The sequence below is a fragment of the Azospirillum picis genome (assembly GCF_017876115.1).
GTDB lineage: Bacteria > Pseudomonadota > Alphaproteobacteria > Azospirillales > Azospirillaceae > Azospirillum > Azospirillum picis.
Genome location: NZ_JAGINO010000009.1, coordinates 191331 through 213257 on the forward strand (window position 1 = coordinate 191331; position 21927 = coordinate 213257).

Genomic DNA, 21927 nt, shown 5'->3' on the forward strand with positions numbered 1-21927 from the left:
CGCGAGAAAGTTCCACCGCCCGCCTTCTCATCCGCCGCCTCACGCGCCGTTGCCCGGCACGCCGCCGCCCGTCAGACGGCTGGTGCGGCGGTGGCGGACCAAGCGGACCACGTAGGTGAAAAGCAGGGCGACGAACAGCACCAGCGTTCCCGGCACCAGCCAGTCGGCGATCCAGGGAAAACCGACCCGCACCAGATAGCCGGTGCCGGCCAGCACCAGCGACCACAGGGCTGCCCCCGCCGCGGCGTAGGCGAGGAACACCGCCACCGGCAGGCCGCAGGCGCCGGCGGGAACCGAGATCAGCGTGCGCAGACCGGGCAGCGGCTGGCACAGCAGCACCGCGATCCCGCCGCGCCTGGCGAACCACTCGGTGGCGCGGTGGACCTGCTCGGGCCGGACGGTCAGCCAATGTCCGTGGCGGCGCAGGAACGCCTCGAAGCGTTCGCGCCCCATCAGGTGCGACGGCAGGTACCAGACCAGTTCCCCCACCGCCGACCCCAGTCCGGCGGCCAGCGCCACCAGCAGCAGGTTGAACTCGCCGGTCGCCGCCCCCATCCCGGCCAGCGGGATCACCGTCTCCGCCGGGATCGGCGGCAGCACCCGTGCGAGGATCAGCATCAGGAAGATGCCGAGATAGCCGAACTGCTGCACGATCTGGATGATCCACTCGGTCATCTGGTCCACGACGGTGGGAGGGGCCTGTCTGGTGAACCGCCGGACCATCGCCTGCGTTCCGCCCGCCGTCATCGCCGCCGGCGCCTCCTTCGCACCGGATGGCATCCGCGCCGGCCATGCTTGACCGGCATGCTTGACCAACATCAAGGACCGGATCATTCGCCTACGGTTGACTGGCGCCATCATGACCATGTCCCTCGCCCTGTCCGCCGCCCTGCTGTTCCTCAGCCACGCCGTGCCCTCCTGGCCGGGGGTTCGGCCCGCGCTGATCGCCCGGCTCGGCCGCGGCGGCTTCGCCACGCTCCACTCCGCCGGCTCGCTGGCGACGCTGGCGCTGTTCATCCTGGCCTACCGCGCCGCCGACGGCGGCGAGATCGTCTTCACCCCCGCCGGCTGGGCGGCCCCGCTGGTGGTGGCGGTGATGCCGCTGGTCCTCGTGCTGCTGGTCGCCCGCGTCACCACCCGCTTCGGCAGCCAGGACGCCCCCAACCCGCCGTGCGGCATCTACCGGCTCACCCGCGCGCCCGGCAGCCTGGCGCTGCTGCTGTGGGCCATGGCCCACCTGAACGCCACCGGCGACGGGCGCCGCGTGCTGCTGTTCGCGACCATGGCGGCCATCGCCCTGTTCGCGCTGGTCAAGAACGAGGTCGTGCTCCGCCGCAGCCCCGGCGGCCGAGCCTACCGCGCCGAAACCGCGCTTCTGCCCTTCACCGCGCCGCAGGGGCTGCGCGGGGGCATGCGCGGGCTGGCGGAGATGGGCGCGGCACGGCTGGCCGGGGGCCTTGCCGCCTATGGCGCCATGTTGCTGCTGCACCCGTGGCTGTTCGGGGTGGATCCCCTCTACTGGATAGGTTGAGCGGGACGGCGGGCCGACGCATCTGTTGAAGGCGGGACAGGATTACCGCGCTTCACCGAAAACCGCGTCAGGAAGCCCCGCATGAAGATCCGCGACGTCATGACCCGCGACGTGCAGACGGTTCGGCCCGACGACAGCATCCGCCGGGCCGCACAATTGATGGACCAGTTGAACGTCGGCATCCTTCCCGTCTGCGAGGGACGGGATCTCGTCGGCGTGGTGACGGACCGCGACATCACCGTCCGCGCCATTTCGGCCGGCAAGCAGCCGGATCGCTGCAAGGTGGCGGAGGTGATGACCGCCAACCCGCGCTACTGCTACGAGGACGATCCGGTCGGCAGCGTGACCGAGTTGATGGCAGGCCAGCAAATCCGGCGCGTCCCGGTGGTCGACCGCAACGACCGGCTCGCCGGCATCGTCTCGCTGGGCGATCTCGCCACCGGCGCCAAGAACGACAGGGCGGTGCACGACACGCTGGAGCGCATCTCCTCCCCCTCCCAGCCGGACCGCAAGCAGGTCGGCCGGTAATTGCCGCCACCCCCAACAGCGGAGACGATCCCCATGGAACACACACTGGGTCCCGACGACCCGCGGGTCCGTGACCGGGCCTACGAGATCTGGGAACGCGAGGGGCGGCCCGACGACCGCCATCTCGACCACTGGACGCAGGCCGCCCGTGAGATCGGGGAGGAGGACCGGCACAACGCCGGCGGCCCCCATGCCAACGGCCCGGATGCCGGGCTTCAGGCGCCCGATGACGCCGCCGCCCGCAACCAGCGCGAAGCGGCGGACCATCTGGGGCAGTCCGGCGGCTGATGCCGGAGGGGGGCGGTCACTCCACGGTGACGGTGACCGCTTCCATGCCCTTTTCACCCTGGCGGACGGTCATGCGCACGCGCTGCCCGTCGTCGAGGCCGCGCAGGCCGGCACCTTCCAGCGCGCGGGCCGGCACGAAAACGTCGCGCCCGCCATCGTCAGGCTGCACGAACCCGTAGCCCTTGCCGCCGTTGAACCACTTGACCGTACCGCCCATCTCGCTGGTGGGGCCGGAGGCGGCGGGACGGCGGGGCCCCCGATCCTGGAAGCCCCGATCCTGGGGACCGCGCTCCTGGAAACCCCGCTCCTGGAAACCCCGCTCCTGGAAACCCCGGTCACCGCCACGGTTGCCGAAGCCCCGATCGCTGTTGAAGCCGCGGTCGTTGCCGAAGCCGCGATCGCGCGGACCGGCGGCGTCGCGGCGCCCCCCGAACCCGCGGTCGCCGCCAAACCCGCGGTCGCCGCCGAAATCACGGCGCTCCGGAGCACGCGGACGCGCCGGCGCGGCGGTCGACAGGTCGACGGAGTGCAGGACGCTGACCTGCTGGCCCTTGCGGTCCTCGACGATGTCGACGACGACCGTGGCGCCGTCCGGCAGCGTGGTATGGCCGGCGGGGACGACGATGGAGGCCGGCAGAAGGGCGTCCTTGCCGGAGTCACCGACCTTGACGAAGCCGTAGCCGCGTTCGGGGCTGAACCATTTGACGGTCGCCGTCACCTGGGTGGCGACGACGTTGGGTTGACGATAAACGTGACTGCGGGGCGGCTGATTGTGCATGGGAAAACCCGAACTCCGGCGTACAGAACAGCACCCGCCCGCCTGCCGGCTGCGGGGCGGCGGGTACCAACCCCTGAGACATCGCCTCTTCGGAGCCGCTTGGCAAGTCGGGATCGCTCCGAACCCGTGCCTGCAGTGGCGGAAGCGCCTGCAGGCTGCCGGGGGCGGCCCTCCCCGGGACCGCTCAGGGCTGGAAACACTCGGCCCTGGAACACTCGGCCCTGGAACACTCGGCCTTGGAACGCTCAGGCGGCCAGACGGTCAGGCACCGGCGGCGGTTCGCGCGGGGGCATCGGGATCGGGGCCGGCGGGTCGCCCATCGGCGGGCGGGCGGGGTCCCCCGGTACCGGCAACGGTTCGCCCGGCATGTCGACCGGCATATCCGGCGGCATGTCCGAAGGCACCCCCGGCTCATGGTGCGGCGCAGGCGGATAAGGACCGAAGACGATTGCCATGACGCGTGTCCCTCGCATGAATGTTCCTTTCATGTGGTGGGTCATGTGGCGGGCAGCTCAGCCGCCGCTGCCGCCGGGGGCCGTCCGGGACAGGCGCTTGGCATCGCTCAGGCTGTCCATGCAGCGGGTCTCGTCGCCCTCGCGGGCGGCGGCACGGGCGGCGGTGACCAGGGATTCGAGTTGGGCGTTGCGGGCCGCCCTGCCCATCAGGTCGCCGGTGCTGCCGGCACCGCCCGGCGCCGGGGCGGCATCGGCCCTGGAACCCGATGACAAGCCCGATGACGAGCCTGGCGCCGATCCCTGCGCCGAGCCTTGGGATGTCTGCGGCGCCATCGACGGGGCGGTGGGCATGTTGCTGCCGGTGGCCGGTGGCTCGATCACCGCACGGTCCCCGACGGACGGCGGCGCCACCGTGCCGCCGGACTGGGCGAGCCGGTCGCTGCTCGCACCCGAACCACCACTGCCCGTCTCGTCGCGGGGAGTAGAGCCCGACATGCCCGGCATGGCGGTGCCGGGCACCGCCGTCGGCGGCGGCTGCATCGACAGGCCCTGGTCGGCGGCGAACTGCTCCACCATGGCGGCGCAACCGGACGGGGTCGCCGACTGGGCTGCCGCCGGCTGGGCGGCAAACAGGCCGGCCGCGAGCGCACCGGCCGCCACGGCTGTGAGGGGGCGGGCGGAAATCTGCCGCCAGTTGGTTCCGGTCCGCATCGGTCGCGTCCTCCTCGGTTGGCGGTGCCCGCGCCGGGCTCCGTTCTCACGAGTCAACGGGATGGACGGGCGGCTGGTTCCGCCCTTCCACGCCCGCGAGGGGGCTCAGCGGCCGCACTGCGCCGGACTGCCGGTCACTGCGGCGGCATCCGGAACTGGGACGAGAGTCCACCCGTGTGTTTCTGGAGGTTCTTGAGCATGACCTTCTGTGCGTCGATCGCCTGCACCTTGTCCTTCGATTCGTCGATCTGCCCCTGGTAGAAGTCCTGGACCCGCAGGTTCAGCGCGTTCAGGGTCGACTGCAGCGGCGTCTTGTCCCCGGCGGCGATGGCCATGATGAAGACGTAGTTGAACATGACCCGGTTCAACGCTGTCATGTCGTCCTGCCACATCTCGCGGATGTCGCCCTTCTCGCCGACGTTGCCGGCGTTCTCGATCATCACCCGGTCGAGCTCCTCCTTGGCCTTGCGGGTTTCCTCCTCGATGTCGATGTCGTGGAGCGACTTGCGCCCCTTTTCCGCCCTCTCCTTCAGGCTTTCCCAGCCGCCTTGCTTCGTCAGCTCCCACTTCTTCTTCATCTCGAGAATATGCTGCTGCATCTCGAGCGAAACCTTGTTGTAGCTGTCACGGGCAAAGTAATTGACCCCATACCGGAATCCGGCATCGTTCCTGTATTTGTTGACCAGAACGACCGTGCCCATCGTTCCGAGGCCCTTCATCATCAAGCCCATGCCATCCATCCTCGTCGACCGGTTTGACCGCCGACCAGTGGAGCGCGTCTGTTCTTGACCGTCAAGCCAACGTTACTTGAAATATTTTCGCATACACGAGTATTCACCGGCTTTTGTGCAACGGCGTCGGCGAAATCTCGCTCCCGCCATGCATCCTGCACATTTCGCGGGCATTCGCAGGCTGGGGTAGAGTGCGGCCCCGCCTTATCACTCAATGGGCTCCGCCTCCACCATGATCGCCAACATGGCCGCGCTGGGCGCGGCGCTGTGCTGGGCCGCCGGCGGCCTGATCGCCATCGGCCCAGTGCGGGTGCTCGGCTCCATCGCCTTCAACCGGCTGCGGCTGACCATCGTCGGCAGCGGGCTCCTGCTCGCGGCGACCCTGATGGGCGGATGGCACACGCTCGACACCGGCGCCGTGCTGACGCTGGCGCTGTCCGGGCTTCTCGGCATCGTCATGGGCGACATGGCGCTGTTCTGGTCGCTCAGCCGGCTGGGGCCGCGGCGCAACGTCGTGATCTATGCCGCCAACGCGCCGCTGACGGCGCTTCTCGCCTATGCCCTGCTGGGCGAGGCGCTCGGCCCCTGGACCGTCATCGGGGTGGCCCTGGTGACGATGGGGGTCATGCTTGCGGTGGCCCTGCGTTCCGGCTCCACCCATAGCTGGGAGGCCGTCCAGGGCAGCCTGGTTGCCGGCGTGTCGGTCTGCCTGGTGGCGGCGGTGGGCCAGGCCGCCGGCTCGATCATCGCCAAGCCGGTGATGGCGGCCGGCGCCGATCCGGTGGCATCCGCCGCGGTGCGGGTCACGACGGCGGCCCTGATGTTCACCCTCATCGGCACCCTTTCGGCCCTACGCAGCGGCGGCGCGGCGGCGGCGGCGGGCCTGTTCCGCCTGCCGCCCGGCCTGACGCCGAGGCTGGCGCTCCAGGTCGCCGGCAACGGCCTGATCGGCGTCGGGCTGGGGATGACATTGCTGCTGGTCGGCTTGGCCAACGGCAACGCCGGGGTGGTCGCCACCCTGTCGGCGCTGAGCCCGGTCCTGATCCTGCCGATGATATGGATCCTGACCGGGCAGCGGCCCGCGGCCGGCGCCTGGATCGGTGCCGCCGTCGCGGTCGCCGGCGTCGCGCTGATCGTCAACCGGTGACGCCACCCGCCGGATCGGGCCATCTGGAACGGGAAGCCGGAAACCGGACAGGCCTCAGCGGGCCGGCTACGCCGCCGTCCCCAGGGTGGGCAGGGCCGTGCCCATGGTCGCGGCACCGCGGACGACCGCGTCGCGCAGTTCCGCCGTCAGCGCCGGCAGCTCCGGCTCCGCCTGCTCGCAGGCACGCTGGACCGACCGGGCGAGCCGCGAGAGCTCCTGAAGCCCGACGTTCCCGGCCAGCGACACCATCGCGTGGGCGTCGGCGGCGGCCTCCTGCGCGGATGCGGCGGTGCAGATCCGGTCGGCATGCAGAGCAAGCTCGCGCAACGTGCCGGCAACGAACCGGGGCAGCGCCTCCGCCCCCAGCGTCTCGAACAGGCCGGCCAGCGTGGTCAGGCTGAGCACGGGCAGCATGGCGGAGCCTGGGCCTGAGGCCGGGGCCGGTGCGGGAACCGGGGCCGCGTCCGCGGGAGCGGTCCCGGCGTCCGACTCCCGGAGGTCGAGCCAGCGGTCGACGGTGGCCAGGAGGGTGTCCCGCTCGATCGGCTTCGTCACATGGTCGTTCATGCCGATGTCCAGGCAGAGCTGCAACTGATCCGTCAATGCGTTGGCGGTCAGCGCGATGATGGGCACGGCCCCCCGCCGCCCGCCAAGCTGACGGATTGCCGCGGTCGCCTGGAGGCCGTCCATCCGCGGCATCTGCATGTCCATCAGGATCAGGTCGAAGTCGCCGGTCCGCGCCGCCTCCACCGCCATCGCCCCGTCCTCCACCACCTCGACGCCGTGGCCGGCCTTGCAGAGGATGGAGGAGGTGACGATCTGGTTCATCGGCACGTCCTCGGCCAGCAGGATGCGGCCGCTTCGGCGACCCGGCAGCCCGGCCGGGCTTCCCGCGCCGGCGGCGGCCGTCTCGGTCGTCGCCGGCAGCGGCAGCTCGAACCAGAAGGTGCTGCCGACGCCGGGGCTACTCTCCACGCCGATGCGCCCGCCCATCAGTTCCGACAGTTGCTTGGAGATGATGAGGCCGAGGCCGGTGCCGCCGTAGCGGCGGGTCGTCGAGCGGTCGCCCTGGCTGAAGCGCTGGAACAGGTTCGCCTGCTCGGCAGGGGCGATGCCGGGACCGGTGTCGCTGACCGCGAAACGCACCGGCGGCACGCTGCGGCCGTCATCGCCGCCGGTGCCATCCGGGGCTTCCGGGGCGGACAGCAGGGCCACCGACAGCAGCACCGACCCGCGTTCGGTGAACTTCACCGCGTTGCCGACGAGGTTCAGGATGATCTGGCGGATGCGCGCCTCGTCGCCGCGGACGAAGCGCGGCACCCTGCCGCCGAGCGAGAGCTGCAGCAGCAGGCCCTTCTGGGAGGCGGCATTGCTCATCAGGTCGCGGCAGTCGCGCACCAGGCGGTGGAGGTCGAAGGGACGCTCCTCCAGCTCCAGCTTTCCCGCCTCGATCTTGGAATAGTCCAGGATGTCGCCGATGATCGCCAGCAGCCCGCGCCCGGCCTCGCGCTGCAGCGAGACATACTTGCGCTGTTCGGGGGTGAGGTCGGTGCCCAGCAGCAGGTCGGCGAAACCGATGACGCCGTTCAGCGGCGTGCGGATCTCGTGGCTCATCGACGCAAGGAACTCCGACTTCACCCGGTTCGCCGCCTCCGCCTCGGCCCGCGCGTCGGACAGTTCCTCCTCGTAGCGCTTGCGCTCGGTCACGTCGCGGACGACGCCGATCACGACGAACTCGCCATCGGCCCCGACGGTCGGCCGCATGCTGGACTCCACCCACTGATAACCGCCGTTGCGGTGGCGCAGCCGGTGGGTGAAGGTGACCGGCGGCGAGCCGGGCTGCATGCCGGCGAAGGCCAGGCTCGCGCTTTCGCGGTCGTCGGGATGCAGCAGCGCGGCGGGGGCGCCGCCGACGATATCGGCCGGATCGTGCCCCAGGATGTCGCACACCGACGGCGACAGGTAGCGCACGGTGCCGTTCGCCCGCATCTCCAGGATCATGTCGGTCGCGTTGTCCGCCAGCAGGCGGTAGCGCGCCTCGCTCTCGCCGAGGCGCTGCTCGGCGGTGTGGTGGCGCTGCTCGCGCAGCAGCAGCCCGCCGAGGAACAGCGTGCCGAGCGGAATGGCGAGGAACATCGGCGGCGCCGTCCTGCCGAACACCTGCAGCGCCAGGGCGAGATCGGGCAGCAGGAACAGCGTCGGCAGGGCCATCGAGGTCAGCAGCAACCCGAAGGCGCACAGCGATCCCGCCCCCAACGGGCGGCGGCGGGCCCAGCGGGCGAAGGCGACCCCGGCCAGGCAGGACAGCAGCGTGTTGGCGACCCCCGCCTCCATGCCGACGCCGCCGATCCAGACGCGATAGGCCGCCGCCGCCGCGGCGGTCATTCCGGCGCTGATCGGCCCGCCGAACAGCGCCGCGAGCCCGATCAGCGGCGAGCGGGCGTCGATGAAGAGCCCCGGTCCCAGGTGGATCGGGTGGATCATCGAGAAAATGACGGTCAGGGCCATCACGAGGCCGAACACGAGCTGGCGGAGAATCGCGGGCCAGCCATCGGAGCGCCGGATCACGAACGTGTAGGCAAGCACCACGAAGGCGCTTGCCGCGACGTTCTCGGCAAGGTCATACGCCAACGCAGAGAAATCACCCAGCATGGCCAAGCCGCCCAGTGCCGCCTCGTTGATCCCCCCTCTTATAGCACCGCAAGGTAGCAGGAAACCGTTAACGCCCCCCGGGCCGGCGGTGTGACCTTGCATGGCCGCCGGGGCGCTTCACGCCTCCGCGTCGGGCTGGCGGTCGGGGGCGGCGGCGGCGAAGGCCGGCAGCGCCAGGCAGGCGTCGTCGATGCGCAGCAGCGTCGGATAGCCTTCCAGCGCACAGCCGAAGCGGCGGGCGTTCGCCATCTGCGGCACCAGCACGGCGTCGGCGAGGCCGGGCGCGTCGCCGTGGCAGAACCGGCCGGTGCGCGGGTCGCCGGCAAGCCGCGCCTCCAGCGCCCTCAGCCCGACGGCGATCCAGTGGCGGTACCAGCCGTCCACCTCCTCCTGGCTGTGCCCCATCCCCTTCAGGTGCTTCAGCACCCGGAGATTGTCGATGGGGTGGATGTCGCAGGCCACCGCCAGCGCCAGTGCCCGCACCCGCGCCCGGCCCAGCGGGTCGGCGGGCAGCAGCGGCGGTTCGCGGTGGGTTTCGTCGAGATACTCGATGATGGCGAGCGACTGGGTCAGGACATGGTGGCCGTCGGGTCCGTCGACCTCCAGCGCCGGGACCAGATGCTCGGGGTTGAGGTCGGCATAGGGCGGCTTCGCCTGCTCGCCCCGGCGCAGGTGGACGAAGGCCTGCTCGGGCGCCAGCCCCTTGAGGTTCAGGGCGATGCGCACCCGGTAGGCGGCGGAGGAGCGGAAGTAGGTATGGAGTTTCACGGGATCATATCCGTTGAAGTGTCGCCACGCGTCGTCGCCTTCGCCGTCCCCGGCGGGTCCGCCGGGAGCCGGGGACGGCCGGCACTCTACCAAAGCCTCACAGCCCCAGATACGCCTGCCGCACCCGCTCGTTGCTGAGCAGTGCCGCGCCGCTGTCGCTGAGCACGATCTCGCCGGTCTCGATGACGTAGCCGCGGTCGGCGATGGCGAGTGCTGCGTGGGCGTTCTGCTCGACCAGCAGGATGGTGGTGCCCTCGCGCTTGAGGCGCTGGATGGCGTCGAAGATCTCGGCGACCAGCAGCGGCGCCAGGCCCATGCTCGGCTCGTCCAGCAGCAGCAGGCGCGGCTTGGCCATCAGCGCGCGGGCCAACGCGACGATCTGCTGCTGGCCGCCCGACAGCGTGCCGGCCGGCTGGTCGCGCTTGACCTTCAGCACCGGGAACATCTCGTAGAGCCGGCCGATGTCCTCGTCCGGCCGGCCGCTGCCGCGGCGGAAGGCGCCGAGGCGCAAATTGTCCTCCACCGTCTGCGGTCCGAAGAGCTGGCGGCCCTCCGGCACCTGGACGATCCCCTCGGCGACGCGGCGCGACGCCTTCATGCGGGTGATGTCGCGGCCGTCGAAGGTGATGCGGCCGCTGCTGGCGGGATGGACGCCGGACAGGGTGCGCAGCAGCGTCGTCTTGCCGGCGCCGTTGGCGCCGACCAGCGCCACCAGCTCCCCCTCGCGCACCGTCAGGCCGGCCGACTTCAAGGCGTGGATGCGGCCGTAATGGCTGTTGAGGCCCTCGATCTCCAGAAGCATCGCCGGGGTTCCCTTACGGTGCGGCGCCGAGATAGGCGGCGACGACCTCCGGGTTGGTCGCCACCTCCTCCGGCGTGCCTTCGGCCAGCTTGCGGCCGTGGTTCAGGGCGGTGATCCGGTGCGAGATGCCCATCACCATCTTCATGTCGTGTTCCACCAGGATGACGGTGATGCCGCCGGCCGCCACCGTCTTGATGACCTCGTCGATCTCGCGGCTTTCGGTGGCGTTGAGGCCGGCCGCCGGCTCGTCGAGCAGCAGCAGCTTCGGCTCCGAGGCCAGCGCGCGGGCGATCTCCAGCCGTTTCAGCGCGCCGTAGGGCATCGCCGCGGCGTCGGCGTCGACGTAGCGGGAGAGCCCGACGTCGGCCATCAGCCGCGCCGCCCGGTCGCGCGCCTCGCGGTCCTTGCGCACCAGCGAGGGGAAGCGGAACAGCGCCGGCAGCAGCCGGGTGTTCAGGTGCAGGTGCCGCCCGACCATGACGTTCTCAAGCGCCGTCATGTTGAAGAAGATCTGCAGGTTCTGGAAGGTGCGCGACATGCCGCGCGCCGCCAGCTTGTAGGGCGCCATGCCCGACACGTCGGCGCCGTCGAACAGCACCCGTCCGCCGGACGGCTTGTAGACGCCGGTCACCAGGTTGAACAGCGTGGTCTTGCCCGCCCCGTTCGGCCCGATGATCGAATGGATGTCGCCGGCCGCCACCGTGAAGCTGAGGTCGCCGATGGCCAGCACCCCGCCGAACTCGCGGCTGAGATGCTCGACCTTCAGGATCGGCCGGCCGACCCGGCGGACTTGGGTGCTGGTGTCGGGGGCGATGTCGGTGCCGGTCAGCATCTTCATGCCCGCCTCCGCGCCGGGAGCAGCGCCGCCAGGGTGGGAAGCAGGCCCTTGGGCATGAACACCATGGTCGCCATCAGGATGCCGCCGAGAACGATCTGCTGGTAGTCCTGGAAAACCGTCAGCGCCTGCGGCAGCAGGGTCAGCACCACCGCCCCGACCACCGCGCCGAAGGTCGAGGCCATGCCGCCGAACACCACCATCGTCACCAGCTCGATCGACTTGAAGAAGTCGGCCTTGGCCGGGGTGATCAGCCCGGCATAATGGGCGAACAGGCTGCCGGCGACGCTGGCGAACACCGCCGACAGCGCGAAGACCAGCACCTTGAAGCGCGCGGTGTCGACGCCGACCACCTCGGCCGCCACCTCCGAGCCGTGGACGGCGCGCAGCGCGCGGCCCATCGGGCTGTCGATCAGGTTCAGCGACAGCCAGACCACGCCGACCAGCAGGACGCCGACCACCCAGTACCAGACCTTCTCGCCATACAGCTCGACGCCGAAGATGCGGAAGGGCTCGACCATCATGCCGTCGGGGCCGCCGGTCAGGCCGCTCTCGGTGCGCAGCACGATCGACACGATGATGCCGATGCCGAGCGTCGCCATGGCGAGGTAATGGCCCTTCAGCCGCAGGATCGGCTTGGCGACCAGGAAGGCCAGCAGCCCGACGGCGGCGGCGCCGGCCAGCAGCGCCAGCACCGGCGGCCAGCCGTAGGTCCCCACCAGCACCGCCGAGGCGTAGGCGCCGATGCCGAAGAAGCCGGCATGGCCGAGGCTGATCTGCCCGGCATAGCCGATCAGCAGGTTCAGCCCGACGCAGACCATGGCGTTGAAGCCGGCCAGGATGGCGATGTCGAGGTAGAAGTTGTTGGGCAGGAAAGCCGGCAGGATCGCGATCACCGCGCCCAGCACCAGAAGTCCGGTCAGCCGCCCGTGGAGGAGTGCGTTCATCGGGGTCGGATCCTTAAACCCGCTCGGTGCCGCGCTTGCCGAACAGCCCGTTCGGCATGAAGAGCAGGACGGCGAGGATGATGACGAAGGCGACGGCGTCCTTGTAGGCCGAGGAGATGTAGCCGGCGCCCAGCGCCTCGGCGACGCCGACGATCAGCCCGCCGGCCACCGCGCCAGGCCCGTGGCCCAAGCCCCCCAGCACGGCGGCGGTGAAGCCCTTCAGCCCGAGCATGATGCCCATCTCGGTGTAGGAGAAGGTGATCGGGGCCACCACCGCCCCGCCGACCGCCCCCAGCGCCGCCGACAGCGCGAAGGAGGCGAGCACCACCCGCTTCACGTCGATGCCGACCAGTTGGGCGGCCAGGCGGTTGTGCGAGGTGGCGAGGATCGCCTTGCCGGTCAAGGTCCGGCTGAAGAACAGGCCGATGGCGACGATCAGCACCGCGGCCGTGCCGACCACCCACAGCGACTGCGGCTGCATCGAGGCGCCCAGGATCTGGATCGGCGTCTCGCCCGAGAAGGCGTCGAGCCGCTTGAAGTCCTTGCCCCAGACCAGCTCGGCAACGCCGCGCAGGAAGATCGAGGCGCCGATGGTGATGATGATGAGGGTGACGGTCGAGGCGTTGCGCGCCCGCTCCACCGCGAATTTCGCCACCAGCACGCCGACCAGCATGGCGCCGCCGCAGCCGATCAGGATCGCCAGCGGCAGCGGCACCCCGGACGCCGTCAGGGTGGCCGACGCCATGCCGCCGATCATGATGAACTCGCCCTGGGCGAAGTTGATGACGTGGCTGGCGTTGTAGATGATCGAGAAGCCGAGCCCAGCCAGCGCGTAGATCGCGCCGATGGTCAGCCCGGACAGCAGATATTGCAGCAGTTCCGCGAACATCGTTGGGTTCCTGACGTTCCTCTCCCGCGCACATCTCCCCCTCTCCCCCCCGGGGAGAGGGGATAACAGGGGATCGGCGCCTCACTTCACCAGCGACCAGTCGCCCTGCTTGACCTCGACCATGTGGAAGGCGTCGAGCGTCAGGCCCATGTGGTCCTTCGGGCCCATCGTCACCGTGCCGCCGGTGCCGACATAGCCCTTGGTCTGCTCGATGGCGTCGCGCAGCTTGGCCTTGTCGGTGCCGCCGCTGCGCTTGACCGCGTCGAGCGCGATCATCAGCCCGTCATAGGCATGGCCGGCAAAGGTCGAGACCTCGGACTTGAAGGCGTCCTCGTAGGTCTTGGTGAAGTCGGTCACCACCGTCTTCTGCGGATCGCTCTCCGGAAGCTGGGCGGCAACGACCAGGCCCGCCGCCGGCAGCCGGACGCCCTCGGCCGCGCCGCCGGCCAGCCGGATATATTCCTTCGAGGCGACGCCGTGCGACTGGTAGAGCGGCAGCGCGATGCCGAGCTGGCGGTAGTTCTTGGTCACCACCGCCGGCCCCTGGCCGAGGCCGAACACCAGCACCGCCTGGGCGGCGGCGTTGTTCTTGATCTTGGTGAGCTGTGCGGTGACGTCGGTGTCCTTGGCGCCGTAGGTCTCGTCGGCGACCAGCTCGATGCCGCGCTCCTTGGCGACCGCCACGGTCTGCTCGCGGCCCGACTTGCCGAAGCCGGAATCCTCCGACAGCAGGGCGAGCTTGGTCAGCCCGCGCGCCTTCATGTCCTCCATCACCTTCTCGGCGGCCATGCGGTCGGTGTGCGGGGTCTTGAACACCCACTTCTTCACCGGCTCGACGATCACCACCGCGCCGGCCAGCGAGATGAAGGGCACGCCTGCCCGCTCCACCAGCGGCACCGCCGCCATCGTCGCCGCGGTCGTGGTGCCGCCGACGATCACGTCGACGCCGTCGCTCTCGATCAGGCGCTTGGTGAAGGAGGCCGCCTTGTCGGCCGCCCCGCCGTCGTCGTAGACGGTGAGCTGAACCGGCCGGCCGTCGACGCCGCCCGCCTTGTTGATGCGGTCGGCATAGAGTTCCAGGACCTTCTTTTCCGGATCGCCGAGGAAGGAGGCCGGCCCGGTCGCCGAAACGATGGCGCCGACCTTGATCGGCTCGGCGGCGGCGGCCGGACCCATCAACGCGCCCGAAACCGCGATCGCGGCTGTGACGGTGGCGGCGATGGTGGAAAGCAGGCTTTTGCGCATGACAACCCTCCCTGTTGGCCCCTCTTCCGCCGGTTCGTGGCCAATGCCCGCCCAGGCGCGAGGAGACGATTTGTCTGGCTTAATGTTTCAAACGAAATATTATCGGGATGCGATCTACTTCCGTCCGGCTTTCACGAACTTCCGAGAACGCCGACCGACGCCGCGGCTCCCGCACCCCTCCCGTCTCCATCCGTCATCGGCCGGCTATTCGGCTTATGACACAGTTTTTCTTTTCAGATCAGATCGTATTGTATCACATTAAAGATTGTCAAACGGAAAGTCCGTGTTGCGCAATGTCCGTGCCATTTCCCTCCCGCGGGGCTGCGGCGCACGGTCGCGGCACTGGCCCCGCCCCCGCCGGGTTGCGTATACAGTCCCTCCAGCCGCGCCCGTCCCGCCCAACCGTTCACAGGACAGACCGACCGCATGGCCCGCCCGCGCCGCCCTGAAGACCTCGCCGCCCAACTGACCGATGCGCTCGCGCCGCGGGCGAAGTCGCTGATCATCACCGTCTACGGCGACGCCGTGCTTCCCCACGGCGGTTCGCTCTGGCTCGGCAGCCTGATCGACCTGATGGCGCTGTTCGGCCTGAGCGAGCGCATCGTCCGCACCTCGGTCTTCCGGCTGTGCAAGGACGATTGGCTGACCAACACCCAGATCGGGCGGCGCAGCTTCTACCGCATCACCGACAGCGGGAAGGAGCGCTTCGCCGCCGCCGAACGCCGGATCTACGCGCCGCTCGCCCGGGAATGGGACCGCGGATGGGACCTGCTGCTGGTGCCGCCGAACGCCCTGGATGCCGAAACGCGGGATGCCCTGCGGCGGGAGTTGATCTGGCAGGGCTTCGGCGCGGCGTCGGCCACCGTCTATGCCCATCCCAACTGCGACGAGGCGGCGATGCACCGCCTGCTGGCCGAGTTGGGGATCGCCGACCGCATCGTCCATATGAAGGCCAGCCTGAACCGGGCGGAGGGGTTCGGAGCGCTGCGCGACCTGGTGCGCGGTTGCTGGGACATCGATCAGCTCGAACATGATTACGCGGCCTTCCTGGATCACTTCCGTCCGCTGTGGACGGCGATCGAGCTGTCCGAGCAGCCCGAGCCGGCGCTGTGCTTCGTCCTGCGCACCCTGCTGATCCATGACTTCCGCCGCATCCTGCTGCGCGACCCGATGCTGCCGCCCGACCTGCTGCCGGCCGACTGGCCGGGCCAGGAGGCGCGGATGCTGACCCGCAACCTCTACAGGCGCCTCGCGCCACCCTCGGAAGCCTTCGTGATGGGGGCCGCCACGACGGCCAACGGACCGCTTCCGGACGCCCAGCCGGCCTTCCATGGGCGGTTCGGCGGGCTGGAAAGCATGGCGGCGGGCTAGCCTTGTGACCAGTGGCGGATTGACCAAAAGCCACTGAGAGGTTCCATACAATTTGCGATAAGGTTGGCGCGATTTACACCGATCGCTCCGGACGTGCCGCCGATGCTGACCATCCTCTATCGCAGCGATGCCGTGGAGAAGCTTCCCTACACGGCCCTTGCCGACATCTGCCTGCGCAGTGCCCGCAAGAACCGCGACCTGGGCATCACCGGCTTCCTGGTGGAACTGGACGGCATCTTCCTGCAGGTGCTTGAAGGCGAGGCGGCGGCAACCGACGAGCTTTATGCCCGCATCGCCGCCGATCCCCGCCACCGCGGCGTCGAACTCCTGCTGCGCGAGGCGTCGGCCGGGCAGCCGAATTTCGGGTTCTGGGCGATGAATTTCGGGCCGCTCGATACCCCGACCTTCTGGCAGGCGGTGTTCGGCGGCTCGATCAGCCGGGGCGAGTTCAGGCGGCGGTCCCACGATGCCGACTTCGCCCTGACCGTCCTCTCCCGTGCCTACATGCATGCCAGCATCCTCGCCGATATCGACGAGGGAACCCGCACCCTGATCCGCGGCACCATTCCCTCGCTGCCGGTCTGCTGACGCCGGCCGGCGGAAACGATACAATCCAGGCCCGCACCGTCGGGTTTTTGCACGAATTGATCTGGATCAATTCGGCCCTTCCGTGTGCTCTCTTAGTGAAATCATAAGCTTGGAGGCAAACCCGCACGCTCCCATATGATACATATTTCATTGTTAGAGCGACGATTATGTGTCATATAAAGACCATAGGGCGCCGATGGACAAAGAGCGCCCGGTAGAACGACCCGGAGGAAACGCCCCATGTCCAAGGATTACACCCCCATCGCCAGGACGATGGAGTTCCCCCCCGCCACGCCGCAGCCCAACGTCTACCCGTTGTCCTGGGTATCGCAGACCAGGAAGCTGGAGGAGGTCTACGCGGCCGCCCAGCGCGAGACCTGGGATCCCGCGAAGCTGCCCTGGGACAGCTTCGATCCGTCGCGGTACCGCTGGGAGGAACGGGAGGCCATCGCCTACTGGTGGACGATCCTGTCGGTCTTCGACGCCTCCGCCCCGCCGGTCTTCGCCCATGCACTGATCAAGACCTACGAGGTGCATGAAGAGGATCCGGTCCGCCGCTGCTTCTTCTCCGTCACCCGCGACGAGCAGAACCACGAGCAGATGTGCGGACTGGCCATAACCAGGCTGCTGGAGGCCACCAGCCCGCTGACCCACGAGCCGAGGACGGAACTCGGCCGCCGCCTGCGGAGGAACGCCCACTGGCTCTACTACAACGGCGGGCGCTACTGGGACGGCTACAAGAAGGCGGTGCCGAAATACTCGCTGGCCGTCCTGTTCAGCTCCTTCCTGATGGGCGAGATCGCCGCGGCGACCATCTTCCACCAGATGGCCGCCGGCTGCACCGAGCCGGTGTTCAAGGAGGCGTTCCGCAACATCGGCCGCGACGAGGGCCGCCACATGGCGATCTGCCTGTCGCTGATGGAGCGCGACTACCCGCACCTCGCGGTGGAGGACCGGTCGATCATCACCAAGCAGATCCGCGCCGGCTACCTGTTCCTGTCGGCCGTCCTGTTCGAGCCGCCGCCGCAGTTCTGGGACCTGCCGGAGGACTTCATCGCCACCCAGCGCGAGGCGGAGGCGGTCGCGCGCAAGGCCGGCTTCCACATCCCCGACTACGAGGCGAAGAAGGAGAACTGGCGCAACGCCATGCTGAACCTGAAGGGCGTGCTCGACCGCTACGGCATCCCCTTCCCGGCGATCCCCGAAGTCGGGATCACCGGCGAGGAGGTCCGCGACGTCGACATGGACGAGATCATTCCCGTGTTCTGAGGCACCGGCCCGGTTTCCCCCACCCGACCCCTCCCGCACTTGCCCCTTCCCCCGCCCAGCGGGGGAGGGTCGGGGTGGGGGCAAGCGCCTTCCGATAAAGCCACCTCCCATCAAGGATCCCGCCGGTGAGCCGCATCCGCCTCCATCCCTCCGGCCGCACGGTCGAGTGCCGTGACGGCGAGACCGTCCTGTCGGCGCTGGAGCAGGCCGGCTACGCCCTTCCAAACAACTGCCGCGCCGGCGCCTGCGGCGAGTGCAAGGTCAAGGTGCTCGCCGGGCAGTTCGACCAGGGCATGGTGCTGGACATGGCGCTGTCCCGGGCCGAGCGGAAGGACGGCTACGGCCTGATGTGCATGGCCAAGCCGATCTCGGACGAGCTGATGATCGAATACGGCACCGCCGACGCCCAGCCCAAGCTGTTCCCGCCGCGCGAGACCGTCCCGTTCGTGGTCACCGACCGGATCCGGCGCACGCCCCGCATCGTGGAGCTGAGGCTGCGGCCGCTGGGACAGCCGCTGCGCTATTGGCCGGGCCAGTATGTGATGCTCGGCGACGCGCTGGCCGGCGCACCGCCGCGCTGCTACTCCATCGCCAACGCCCCGCGCCCGGACGGCGAGATCACGCTGCAGGTCACCCGGATCGACGGCGGACCGACCAGCGGCTGGATCCATGAACACCTGACGCCCGGCCGCGGGGTGACGCTGTCCGGACCCTATGGGACCTTCATCGGTGACCCGTCCGTCGACAGCCCGGTCCTGTGCATGGCCGCCGGCTCCGGCCTCGCCCCCATCCTGGCGTTGACCGAGGCGGCCCTGCGCCGCGGCTACCGGCCGCCGGTGACGCTGCTGGTCTCCGCCAGCACCAGGGCGGACGTCTATGAACAGGGGCTGCTGAGCTACTGGCAGGCGAAGTACCGCAACGTCGAGGTCAGGGTCACCCTGACCCGCGAGGACAGCCCGGATCATCTGAAGGGCCGCATCCCGGCCATACTGCCCGGAATCCTTCCCGACCTGTCCGGCCATGCCGTCTTCGCCGCCGGCAGCCCGGCCTTCGTCGCGGCCTGCGTCGCGGCCGCCCGTGCGCTGGGGGCGCGGGAGGACCGGATCCACAGCGAAGGCTACGTCTCTCAGCACATCCCCGAAGCCCCGCCGCCGGAGCGGCTGATGGCGGGCGCCCTGGGATAAGGCGACCCACGCCGGCAGCCTGGACAAGGCCGCAACCACCCGATGGCCCGCGTAGCGCGCCGCTCCTTGGCGGTCGCAACCAGGGAACGGGCCGTCTCCCCTGCCGCCGCCCGCCGGACCGGCGCTCCCGTTTCACCGGAAATTGTTGCAACCCGCAAATTCCCGGTCAGGATGGTGGCAGCCGCCACCCTGACCGGATGCCGTCCGCCGATGCCGCCCGCCCGACGCTCCCGCGCCTCCTCGTCGACGCCCGCCCCGGCCGGACAGCCGGTGCTGCACCTGACGCGCTTCCTGCCCTACCGCCTGTCGGTGCTGGCCAATACGGTCAGCCACACCCTGGCCAAGCTGTATGAGAAGCGGTTCGGCATCACCATCCCGGAATGGCGCGTCATCGCCGTGCTCGGCGGCGGCGAGACGCTGAGCGCCGGGGAGATCGCCCAACGCACCGCGATGGACAAGGTGCAGGTCAGCCGCGCCATCAGCCGCATGCTCGACTCCGGCCTGATCCTGCGCGAGTCGGGCGATACCGACCGGCGCAAGGCCCTGCTGACCCTGACGCCGAAGGCGATGGAGATCTATGGCGAGATCGTGCCGCTGGCGCTGACCTACCAGGCGGAGGTGACGGACGCCCTGTCGATCGAGGAACAGGCCCTGCTCGACCAGTTGCTGAGCAAGCTCCAGCTCCGCGCCGACCAGCTTGCGGCGGCGCGCGGTGCCGCCGGGACGCCGGCGGCGGGAACTGAAGGACGGCCGGCCGGGGAATAGGCGCGCGGGCGCCCCGCCGCCGGGCCGGAAGCAGGTTTCCCGAACCCCGCCCGCGGACGGGCGGACCCGGAAAACCTGCAAAACCTGCTCAGGCGCCCTTCACCTTGTGCAGCGGCTGGCTGGTGCCGGCATCGACGCGGCTGCGGCCCGGCTCCTCCGCCTCCAGCGGCGCGCAGGCGACCATGGTGGCCAGCGAGCGGCGGGCGAGGCGCTGGTACTCCTCCGTCCCCTCGCTCTTCCAGGCGATCTCGTCGGGGCGCAGGTCGCGGACGACCTTGGCCGGCAGGCCGGCGGCCAGCGTGCGCGGCGGCACGACGAAGCCCGCCTTGACGAAGGCCATGGCGGCGACGATCGCTTCCTCGCCGATCTCCGCCCCGTCCATCACCACGACGTTCATCCCGACCAGCGCGTTGCGGCGGACGACGCAGCCGTGCAGGACGGCGCCATGGCCGACATGCCCGTCCTCCTCGACGATCGCGTCATGGCCGGGAAAGGCGTGCAGGGTGCAGTTGTCCTGCACGTTGCTGCCGCGCCGCAGGACGATGCGGCCGAAATCGCCGCGCAAGCTGGCGCAGGGGCCGACATAGCATCCCGGCCCCACCACGACGTCGCCGATCAGCACCGCGGACGGATGCACGAAGGCGGTCGGGTCGATGACGGGAACCACGCCGTCGATGGCGTAGACGGTGGGACGCGGCAAGGCCGGTGCGGTTGGCGGCAAGGTCATGGACGGGCGTTCCCTGGAGTTGGTCCGGCGGCGGATTGATCCGCCTTTCCGGTGAGGCTACACCGCCGACGCGCCGTACGCGATACCGATCGTCCGCCCACGAAATCATATCTGTATCGCTTCCGCCTCCGTCTCCGCCGCGCTGCGGCGTGCCGCCGCCCGGAGCCTCATCCCGTCACGCCCGCGCTGACGCGGCCCATGCCGATGGCGTAAGCTGTCGCATCGTTTCGCTTTGGAAGACGCGTCCACCATGTCCATGCGCCGCCTTCTCTTCGTGGCCCTCCTGTTCCTCTGGCCCACCCCGGCACCGGCCGAGGGGCTGGTCCAGACGCCGCTGGCCATTCCGGCCCGCTTCCCCGACGGCGGCAAGGCATCGCTGGAAGCGATGCTGTTGCGCCCCGACGGTCCCGGCCCCTACCCGGTCGCCATCCTCAGCCACGGTGCGCCGCGCGATCCGGCTGAACGGGCGGAGATGACGCCGTTGCGCTACGTGCAGCAGGCACGGGAATTCGCCCGGCGCGGCTGGGCGGTGCTGGCGGTGATGCGGCGCGGCTATGGCGGCTCCGACGGTCCCTATGCCGAAAGCAACGGCGGCTGCGACAATCCCGACTATCTGCATGCCGCCGTCCAGAGCCGCGAGGACCTGCGGCAGGCGGTGCAGTACATGGCCCGGCAGCCCTTCGCCGATGCCGGCCGGGTCATCGCGGTCGGGGTGTCGGCGGGCGGCTTCGCAAGCCTGGCGCTCGCCGCCGACCCGCCGCCGGGGCTGAAGGCGGTGGTCAGCTTCGCCGGCGGCCGCGGCTCGCGCGGCGACAACGACGTCTGCAAGGAGGACCGGCTGGTCGCCGCCTTCGGCACGCTCGGCCGGACCTCCCGCCTGCCGACCCTGTGGATCTACGCCGAGAACGACCTGTTCTTCGGGCCGGGGCTGGCCCGCCGCTTCGTCGACGCCTACACCCGCGAGGGCGGCCGGGCGGAGTTCGTCGCCGCCCCCGCCAACGGCAAGGACGGCCATTTCTTCTTCAGCGCCGGCATCCCGCAATGGATCCCAGCGGTCGACGCCTTTCTGGCCAGGAACGGGCTGGTGCCGCGGGACGGCCTGATCGCGCTGTCCCTGCCGGCGCTGGAGCCGCCGTCCGAGCTGTCGGCCGCCAACCGCGCCAAGTTCCCGGCCTATGTCGAGGCCGGCGGCAACAAGGCCTTCGCGGTGGCCCCGGACGGCGCCTATGGCTGGAAGGCCGGCCTGCGCAGCACCGAGGACGCGCAGCGCAAGGCGCTCGATGCCTGCGCCAGCCACACCCGGCAGGCCTGCCGCATCGCCTACGTCAACGACCGGCCGGCCGGCACGGCGGCAGCGCCTGCCGTGACGCCGCAGCGCCAGGGGGCGACCGTCGTCCGGATGGAGCCGCCGGCGGAACTGTCGGCCGCCGGCCGCGGCAAGTTCGCCGCCTATGTCGAGGCGCCCGGCCACAAGGCCTTCGCGGTGTCGCCGGACGGCGCCTATGGCTGGAAGTCGGGCGTGGCGAGCGAGGACGCCGCGCGCCGGGCGGCGCTGGAGACCTGCGCCAAGTTCGCCAAGCAGGGCTGCCGGGTGGCGATCGTCGACGACCGGCCGGTGCGTTAGTACTACAGCCGGCTTTTATCGATTTGTATGCGTCGTTTCCAATGCGATTGCTTTGCTCGCTGTTGATGATGTCTTCGCCAAAGTGACCAAGC

Annotated in this window: 22 protein-coding genes; 10 read left to right on the plus strand and 12 right to left on the minus strand. The window is 69.9% G+C overall.

All coding sequences use genetic code 11. The features are described from left to right. Positions 1–39: 39 nt before the first annotated feature. Positions 40–780 carry a DedA family protein gene (locus tag J2850_RS14710; RefSeq protein WP_246513078.1) on the minus strand — a complete coding sequence of 247 codons (741 nt, stop codon included), beginning with the start codon at positions 778–780 and terminating at the stop codon, positions 40–42. Positions 781–859: 79 nt separating this feature from the next. Between J2850_RS14710 and J2850_RS14715 the strand changes: the two genes are divergently transcribed. From J2850_RS14715 to J2850_RS14725, 3 genes are all read left to right on the plus strand, one after another. Then, the gene (locus tag J2850_RS14715) at positions 860–1531 is read left to right on the plus strand and encodes an NnrU family protein (protein ID WP_209982869.1); all 672 of its coding nucleotides are present in this window, start codon (positions 860–862) and stop codon (positions 1529–1531) included. An 81-nt stretch (positions 1532–1612) separates the two neighbouring features. Then, positions 1613–2059 carry a CBS domain-containing protein gene (locus J2850_RS14720; RefSeq protein WP_209982871.1) on the plus strand — a complete coding sequence of 149 codons (447 nt, stop codon included), beginning with the start codon at positions 1613–1615 and terminating at the stop codon, positions 2057–2059. Between the two features lie 33 nt (positions 2060–2092). Continuing rightward, a complete protein-coding gene (locus J2850_RS14725) occupies positions 2093–2347 on the plus strand; it encodes a DUF2934 domain-containing protein (protein ID WP_209982874.1) in 255 nt (84 codons plus the stop codon). 16 nt (positions 2348–2363) lie between these two features. Here J2850_RS14725 and J2850_RS32080 read toward each other — a convergent pair whose 3' ends face one another. The 3 genes from J2850_RS32080 to J2850_RS14740 all read right to left on the minus strand — a co-directional run bounded on the left by J2850_RS32080 (position 2364) and on the right by J2850_RS14740 (position 5022). Further along, positions 2364–3125, minus strand: coding sequence for a cold-shock protein (locus J2850_RS32080; protein WP_209982875.1), 762 nt, complete (start codon positions 3123–3125; stop codon positions 2364–2366). Between the two features lie 512 nt (positions 3126–3637). Beyond that, complete coding sequence (locus tag J2850_RS14735; RefSeq protein ID WP_209982877.1) at positions 3638–4291, minus strand: hypothetical protein; 654 nt, start codon at positions 4289–4291, stop codon at positions 3638–3640. Positions 4292–4425: 134 nt separating this feature from the next. Further along, positions 4426–5022, minus strand: a complete 597-nt coding sequence (locus J2850_RS14740) for a hypothetical protein (protein WP_209982878.1) — start codon at positions 5020–5022, stop codon at positions 4426–4428. A 232-nt stretch (positions 5023–5254) separates the two neighbouring features. Between J2850_RS14740 and J2850_RS14745 the strand changes: the two genes are divergently transcribed. Then, positions 5255–6169, plus strand: a complete 915-nt coding sequence (locus J2850_RS14745; protein WP_209982881.1) for a DMT family transporter — start codon at positions 5255–5257, stop codon at positions 6167–6169. Between the two features lie 66 nt (positions 6170–6235). Here J2850_RS14745 and J2850_RS14750 read toward each other — a convergent pair whose 3' ends face one another. The 7 genes from J2850_RS14750 to J2850_RS14780 all read right to left on the minus strand — a co-directional run bounded on the left by J2850_RS14750 (position 6236) and on the right by J2850_RS14780 (position 14307). Next, entirely contained in the window at positions 6236–8800 is a 2565-nt protein-coding gene (locus J2850_RS14750; protein ID WP_209982882.1) for a hybrid sensor histidine kinase/response regulator, read from the minus strand. Between the two features lie 138 nt (positions 8801–8938). Next, positions 8939–9589, minus strand: a complete 651-nt coding sequence (gene maiA, locus J2850_RS14755; RefSeq protein WP_209982884.1) for a maleylacetoacetate isomerase — start codon at positions 9587–9589, stop codon at positions 8939–8941. Positions 9590–9686: 97 nt separating this feature from the next. Beyond that, positions 9687–10391, minus strand: a complete 705-nt coding sequence (locus J2850_RS14760; protein ID WP_209982885.1) for an ABC transporter ATP-binding protein — start codon at positions 10389–10391, stop codon at positions 9687–9689. A gap of 13 nt (positions 10392–10404) precedes the next feature. Next, the gene (locus J2850_RS14765) at positions 10405–11229 is read right to left on the minus strand and encodes an ABC transporter ATP-binding protein (RefSeq protein WP_209982887.1); all 825 of its coding nucleotides are present in this window, start codon (positions 11227–11229) and stop codon (positions 10405–10407) included. Continuing rightward, on the minus strand, positions 11226–12173 hold the full coding sequence (locus J2850_RS14770) for a branched-chain amino acid ABC transporter permease (protein WP_209982888.1): 948 nt from the start codon (positions 12171–12173) through the stop codon (positions 11226–11228). The genes J2850_RS14765 and J2850_RS14770 overlap by 4 nt, the downstream gene beginning before the upstream one ends. A gap of 13 nt (positions 12174–12186) precedes the next feature. Beyond that, positions 12187–13062 carry a branched-chain amino acid ABC transporter permease gene (locus J2850_RS14775; RefSeq protein ID WP_209982889.1) on the minus strand — a complete coding sequence of 292 codons (876 nt, stop codon included), beginning with the start codon at positions 13060–13062 and terminating at the stop codon, positions 12187–12189. 81 nt (positions 13063–13143) lie between these two features. Further along, on the minus strand, positions 13144–14307 hold the full coding sequence (locus J2850_RS14780; protein ID WP_209982891.1) for an ABC transporter substrate-binding protein: 1164 nt from the start codon (positions 14305–14307) through the stop codon (positions 13144–13146). A gap of 426 nt (positions 14308–14733) precedes the next feature. On the opposite strand from J2850_RS14780, the gene paaX reads away from it, so the two are divergent. From paaX to J2850_RS14805, 5 genes are all read left to right on the plus strand, one after another. Further along, positions 14734–15678, plus strand: coding sequence for a phenylacetic acid degradation operon negative regulatory protein PaaX (gene paaX / locus J2850_RS14785; protein ID WP_209982893.1), 945 nt, complete (start codon positions 14734–14736; stop codon positions 15676–15678). Positions 15679–15780: 102 nt separating this feature from the next. After that, the gene (locus tag J2850_RS14790; protein ID WP_209982894.1) at positions 15781–16266 is read left to right on the plus strand and encodes a BLUF domain-containing protein; all 486 of its coding nucleotides are present in this window, start codon (positions 15781–15783) and stop codon (positions 16264–16266) included. Between the two features lie 240 nt (positions 16267–16506). Next, positions 16507–17535 carry a hypothetical protein gene (locus J2850_RS14795; RefSeq protein ID WP_209982896.1) on the plus strand — a complete coding sequence of 343 codons (1029 nt, stop codon included), beginning with the start codon at positions 16507–16509 and terminating at the stop codon, positions 17533–17535. Between the two features lie 125 nt (positions 17536–17660). Further along, positions 17661–18719 carry a 2Fe-2S iron-sulfur cluster-binding protein gene (locus J2850_RS32225; RefSeq protein WP_209982898.1) on the plus strand — a complete coding sequence of 353 codons (1059 nt, stop codon included), beginning with the start codon at positions 17661–17663 and terminating at the stop codon, positions 18717–18719. A 210-nt stretch (positions 18720–18929) separates the two neighbouring features. Next, complete coding sequence (locus J2850_RS14805) at positions 18930–19484, plus strand: MarR family winged helix-turn-helix transcriptional regulator (protein ID WP_209982901.1); 555 nt, start codon at positions 18930–18932, stop codon at positions 19482–19484. 88 nt (positions 19485–19572) lie between these two features. Here the strand turns inward: J2850_RS14805 and J2850_RS14810 are convergent, their stop codons facing one another. Next, positions 19573–20211 (minus strand): acyltransferase, encoded by a 639-nt coding sequence (locus J2850_RS14810; protein WP_209982902.1) that lies wholly within the window; start codon positions 20209–20211, stop codon positions 19573–19575. A 250-nt stretch (positions 20212–20461) separates the two neighbouring features. Here J2850_RS14810 and J2850_RS14815 point away from each other — a divergent pair, with 250 nt between their 5' ends. Then, entirely contained in the window at positions 20462–21835 is a 1374-nt protein-coding gene (locus J2850_RS14815; RefSeq protein ID WP_209982904.1) for a CocE/NonD family hydrolase, read from the plus strand. Positions 21836–21927 lie beyond the last annotated feature (92 nt).

What these genes read in the sequence shown, in the direction of transcription:
- J2850_RS14725 (WP_209982874.1), top strand. Translation starts at nt 2,093, where the DNA reads ATGGAACACACACTGGGTCCCGACGACCCGCGGGTCCGTGACCGGGCC.
- J2850_RS14775 (WP_209982889.1), bottom strand. Translation starts at nt 13,062, where the DNA reads ATGTTCGCGGAACTGCTGCAATATCTGCTGTCCGGGCTGACCATCGGC.
- paaX (WP_209982893.1), top strand. Translation starts at nt 14,734, where the DNA reads ATGGCCCGCCCGCGCCGCCCTGAAGACCTCGCCGCCCAACTGACCGAT.
- J2850_RS14770 (WP_209982888.1), bottom strand. Translation starts at nt 12,173, where the DNA reads ATGAACGCACTCCTCCACGGGCGGCTGACCGGACTTCTGGTGCTGGGC.
- J2850_RS14815 (WP_209982904.1), top strand. Translation starts at nt 20,462, where the DNA reads ATGTCCATGCGCCGCCTTCTCTTCGTGGCCCTCCTGTTCCTCTGGCCC.
- J2850_RS14795 (WP_209982896.1), top strand. Translation starts at nt 16,507, where the DNA reads ATGTCCAAGGATTACACCCCCATCGCCAGGACGATGGAGTTCCCCCCC.
- J2850_RS14780 (WP_209982891.1), bottom strand. Translation starts at nt 14,307, where the DNA reads ATGCGCAAAAGCCTGCTTTCCACCATCGCCGCCACCGTCACAGCCGCG.
- J2850_RS14805 (WP_209982901.1), top strand. Translation starts at nt 18,930, where the DNA reads ATGCCGCCCGCCCGACGCTCCCGCGCCTCCTCGTCGACGCCCGCCCCG.
- J2850_RS14760 (WP_209982885.1), bottom strand. Translation starts at nt 10,391, where the DNA reads ATGCTTCTGGAGATCGAGGGCCTCAACAGCCATTACGGCCGCATCCAC.
- J2850_RS14790 (WP_209982894.1), top strand. Translation starts at nt 15,781, where the DNA reads ATGCTGACCATCCTCTATCGCAGCGATGCCGTGGAGAAGCTTCCCTAC.
- J2850_RS14715 (WP_209982869.1), top strand. Translation starts at nt 860, where the DNA reads ATGACCATGTCCCTCGCCCTGTCCGCCGCCCTGCTGTTCCTCAGCCAC.
- J2850_RS14745 (WP_209982881.1), top strand. Translation starts at nt 5,255, where the DNA reads ATGATCGCCAACATGGCCGCGCTGGGCGCGGCGCTGTGCTGGGCCGCC.
- J2850_RS14735 (WP_209982877.1), bottom strand. Translation starts at nt 4,291, where the DNA reads ATGCGGACCGGAACCAACTGGCGGCAGATTTCCGCCCGCCCCCTCACA.
- J2850_RS14710 (WP_246513078.1), bottom strand. Translation starts at nt 780, where the DNA reads ATGCCATCCGGTGCGAAGGAGGCGCCGGCGGCGATGACGGCGGGCGGA.
- J2850_RS14720 (WP_209982871.1), top strand. Translation starts at nt 1,613, where the DNA reads ATGAAGATCCGCGACGTCATGACCCGCGACGTGCAGACGGTTCGGCCC.
- J2850_RS14810 (WP_209982902.1), bottom strand. Translation starts at nt 20,211, where the DNA reads ATGACCTTGCCGCCAACCGCACCGGCCTTGCCGCGTCCCACCGTCTAC.
- J2850_RS14765 (WP_209982887.1), bottom strand. Translation starts at nt 11,229, where the DNA reads ATGAAGATGCTGACCGGCACCGACATCGCCCCCGACACCAGCACCCAA.
- J2850_RS32080 (WP_209982875.1), bottom strand. Translation starts at nt 3,125, where the DNA reads ATGCACAATCAGCCGCCCCGCAGTCACGTTTATCGTCAACCCAACGTC.
- J2850_RS14740 (WP_209982878.1), bottom strand. Translation starts at nt 5,022, where the DNA reads ATGGGCTTGATGATGAAGGGCCTCGGAACGATGGGCACGGTCGTTCTG.